The following is a 4,542-nucleotide window of genomic DNA, read 5'->3' on the forward strand; positions in this document are numbered from 1 at the left end:
ATGCATCATCGGTGCCTGGCGAATATCCATGCGATGGCGGCCGAGGCTGAAGTGCTCACGCAGTTGCGCCAGCACATCACCGGCTTGCGGGATGAATTCGTCCACCGCCAGCGGCGCCTCGCGCCAGACCACTTGCACCGGCGCGTCCAGTTGCTCCCAGAACAGCCCGGTACGCAGGATGTCATGGCGGCCGATCACGTGTTGCAGGGCCTGGGCGAACCGATCCAGGCGCTGGCGGCTGTCGAATGCGAACAGTGCATGTTGCTGGTACGGGTCGCCGTGTTCGGCGCTGATGTGGTGATACAACAGGCCCTCCTGCAGCGGTGCCAAGGCATAGATGTCCTGCACGTTGGCCACGCCACCCGGCACACTGGCGACGATCCGGTCGATGCTCGGCTGATCCAGCGTGGCCAAGGGCAGCAGATCGGGAGTGATGCGCACGCAGTCAGGCGTAATCAGGTTGGCCGGCACGGCCACCTCACACCCGCCACCCACCGCCGCCGCCAGCGCCGCCAGGGTCGGCTGGCTGAACAGCACGCGCACATCCGCCTGCAAGCCCGCCTGGCGCATACGTTCCACCAGGCCCACGGCCAGCAACGAATGCCCACCCAGCTCGAAGAAGTTGTCGTGACGGCCCACCTGTTCCACCTTGAGCACGTCCGCCCAGATCTGCGCGAGGGTGGTTTCCACCTCGCCCTGCGGGGCTTCATAGCCTCGACTGAGCATCGCCTCCAGCCCTGGTTCCGGCAAAGCCTTGCGGTCCAGCTTGCCGTTGGCGGTCAGCGGCAGGCTATCCAACTGCACGTAGGCCGCCGGCACCATGTACTCCGGCAACTGCGCCTGGACAAAGCCGCGCAGGGTCTCGATGTCCAGCGCAGCGTCGGCGGTGAAATAAGCGACCAGCCGCCCGTCACGGGCCAGCACCACCGCTTCACGGACCTGAGGATGGGCGGCCAGGCAGCTGTCGATCTCGCCCAGTTCGATACGCACACCGCGAATCTTCACCTGGTCGTCGTTACGCCCCAGGTATTCCAGCGTGCCGTCCGCCAGCCAACGCACCAGGTCGCCGGTGCGATACATCCGCGCCTGCGGGTCGGCACTGAACGGGTCCTTGAGGAAGCGTTCGGCGGTCATTTGTGCACGGTTCAAATAACCCCGCGCCACCCCGGCTCCGCCCACGTACAGCTCGCCGGTCACGCCCAGCGGCACCGGCTTGAGTTGTGCGTCGAGCACGTACGCCTGGGCATTGGCCACCGGCTTGCCGATGTGCAACGTCTGCCCTGCCGTGATCACGCCGGAGGTCGCCACCACGGTGGCCTCGGTCGGACCATAGTTGTTGACCAGGGTAAAGCGCTGCGCCTGGCTGAACTGGCGCAGGCGGTCGCCGCCGATCAGCAGGGTCTTGAGGGTCGGGTGTTGCAGGTGCTGGCTGAAGGCGTATTCAGCCACCGGCGTGGGCAGGAAGCTGACATCCAGCGGCTGGGCCAGCCACCAGGCCAGCAAGGCATCGATGTCTTCGTTGCCCTGCGCCGCCGGCGGCAGATGCAGGGTCGCCCCCACGCACAGCGCCGGCCAGACTTCCCAGGCCATCGCATCGAAACCAAACCCGGCGACGCTGGAGGTATGGCTGCCGGCGTGCAGGTCGAACGCCTCGCAATGCCAGTTGACCAGGTTCTCCACGGTCTGGTGTTCCACCATCACACCCTTGGGCAGGCCGGTGGAGCCGGAGGTGTAAATCACATAGGCCAGGTGCGCCGGAGTCAGGCCGACGACCTGCGGATTGTCACAGGCAACGCCCTGCAGCAGGCGACTGTCGAGTTGGAGCACCGGCACCTGCAGCGTCGGCAAACGTTCGGCAAGGCCCGGTTGCACCAGCACGGCAACCGGGGCGCTGTCTTCGAGCAGGTAGCCGATGCGGTCCAACGGGTGCGCCGGATCGACCGGTACATACGCCGCACCGGCCTTGAGAATCGCCACCAGCCCGACCAGGGTTTCCAGGCTGCGTCGCGCGCAGATGGCCACACGGTCGTCAGGCTGCACGCCCAGTTCGATCAGTTGAAACGCCAGGTGGTTGGCCTGCTGGTTCAGCTCGGCATAGGACAGCGTCTGTCCGTCATACACCGCGGCGACCGCCTGCGGGTTGCGCTGCACTTGCTGTTCGATACGCTGGTGGAGAGTCAACCCGCGTGGGTAGTCGACCTGGGTCTGGTTAAAGTCTTCAAGCACCTGTTGGCGCTCGGCACTCGGCAACACCGGCAGTTGATTGATCGCCAGCGTCGAGCCCTGCTCCAGCGCTTGCACCAAGTGTTCCAGGGCAATGTGCATGCGCTCGCAGAATCGTTGCGCGCCCAGCACCGACAAGGCCTGCACGGTGAAAGAGAAGCCATCAGTCAGTTCATCGACACTGAGCGTCAGCGGGTAGTTGGTGCGCTCTTCAGTGTGGAAGAACTCGATGCCACGCCACGCCGCCTGGGCCTGCTCGGACGCGAGGTCATGCGCACTGTGGCGATAGTTGAGCAAGGCACTGAACAACGGTTGCGGCGCGGCCACGCCGCTGCAACGCTGAGCCAGCACCAGAGGCGCGTGCTCATGCCCAAGCAGCGCCGTAAGCCGTGCATGGGTGGCCTTGAGCGCGGCCTGTGCGTCCTGCTCGCCGATGTCCACGCGCAGCGGCAGGGTATTGATCAGCATGCCCAGTGCATGCTCGGCGCCTTCGCCGCTTTCCATACGCCCGAGGAACACCGTGCCGAACACCACCCGCTCATTGCCGGTGACTGCCGCCAGCACCTGGCCCCACGCCAGGTGACACAGGCTGGCCGTGCTGACGCCCTGCTGCCGCGCCTGGGCCCGCAGGCGCTGGGCCAACGCCGCCGGTATCACCAGCGCGGCCTCTTGCAGCAAATGACCATTACCCCGCACATCCGCCAACCCCAACGGCAGCGTCGGCGTGTCGACCTCGCCGAGCATCTCGTGGAAAAACGCTTCGTGCTGCTGCTCACTGACGCCCAGGCGCGCCTGCGCCACATAATTGCGGTACGGCACCGGCTTGCCCAGTTGCGCAGCCTGGCCCAGCAAATATTGCTGGATTTCATGCTGCACCACCGCCAACGCGGCGTGATCGGACACGATGTGATGCAACATCATCAGGGCCAGCCAGCGCCCCGTCACCGGGTCTTCAGCGCAGGCAATACGGATCAGCGGCGCCTGGCTGATATCCAGGCGGTAATGCTGGTTGTCGAAACGCTGTTCCAGTTGCCGGCGGATATCGCCGACGGCCGGGTCCAGGGCGACTTCTTCGATCTGCAAGCGGGCCTGGCGCATGACCACTTGCACAGGTTCGGCAAGCCCTTCCCACAACACCGCCGTGCGGAAACTGTCATGACGGTCGATCACGTGTTGCAGGGCCTGGTTGAAATTGTCCAGGCATTGGCGATTGTCCATGCCGATCATGCATTGCAACACGTAAGGGTCGCCCTGTTGCTCGGACAGGTGATGGAACAGCAGGCCCGATTGCAGCGGGGCCAGCGGGTAGATGTCCTGGATGTTGGCCGCGCCGCCGGGGATGCACGCTGCGATGTGCTCGATAGTCGCCTGATCCAGCGTCATGAGCGTCAGCATGTCCGGGGTAATGCGTGTGCAATCGGCGGGGATGCCGTTGGCCGGAATGGTGACTTGCCCGGCACGCTCTGCGCGGTACTCGCCGGCGTTGATCAAGGCGATCAACGCGGCCTTGTGTTCACGCAGCGCAGCCAGCACGCTGGGCTCCTTCAGCGCTTGCTTATTGCCCTGCACTACCAGCTGCTCACCCTTGACCGCAAGTTGAACGTCTTTTTCTTTTAATGTCGCCAACAGTTCGAGAACACTCACAGGACCATCTCCATTCTTTCCGTAATTTCGGCGTATTCCCAGAGCGTGGGTTGCTCGAACAGCGCCTTGACGTTCGCATCGATGCCTTCCTGGCGTAAGCGCCCGATGAGGCTGACGGCCAGTAATGAATGGCCGCCCAGTTCAAAAAAGTGGTCATGTCGACCGACTTGCTCAACATTCAACAATTCGCCCCAGAGCCGGGCCAGGGCCATTTCCGTGTCGCCCACCGGCGCTTCATACGCGCGCACTCGCAGCGTCGCCAGGTCCGGTGCAGGCAGGGCCTTGCGGTCCAGCTTGCCGTTGGGGCTCAGCGGCAGCGCCTCGAGGTGCACGAACAGCTGCGGCACCATGTAGTCCGGCAACTGCGCCAGCAGATGTGCGCGCAACGCCTCGGTCTCGGCCGGCACGCCGGTGTAATAAGCCACCAGGCGTTTGTCGCCCGGCACGTCCTCACGGACCAGGACCGTGGCTTCCTCGATGTGCGCAAACTCGCCCAGACGCGCCTGGATTTCACCCAGTTCGATACGCAAGCCACGCAGCTTGACCTGATCGTCATTGCGCCTTACGTACTCCAAGTTTCCGTCGGCGAGGTAACGCACCAGGTCGCCGGTTTTGTACAGGCGCCCATTGCCGGTGAACGGGTCCGCCAGGAAGCGCTCGGCCGTCAAATCATCG

General features: G+C 64.4%; 2 protein-coding genes. Both read right to left on the reverse strand.

The window, feature by feature from the left end; genetic code table 11:
- Positions 1–3,867: non-ribosomal peptide synthetase (locus tag EXW71_RS28620; protein WP_134661351.1), on the reverse strand; the 3,867-nt coding region annotated here is incomplete at its 3' end.
- Positions 3,864–4,542: phosphopantetheine-binding protein (locus EXW71_RS28625; RefSeq protein WP_167659711.1), on the reverse strand; the 679-nt coding region annotated here is incomplete at its 5' end. The genes EXW71_RS28625 and EXW71_RS28620, both read right to left, overlap by 4 nt.

It is taken from the genome of Pseudomonas sp. BCA17 (genome assembly GCF_004519405.1).
Classification (GTDB): domain Bacteria; phylum Pseudomonadota; class Gammaproteobacteria; order Pseudomonadales; family Pseudomonadaceae; genus Aquipseudomonas.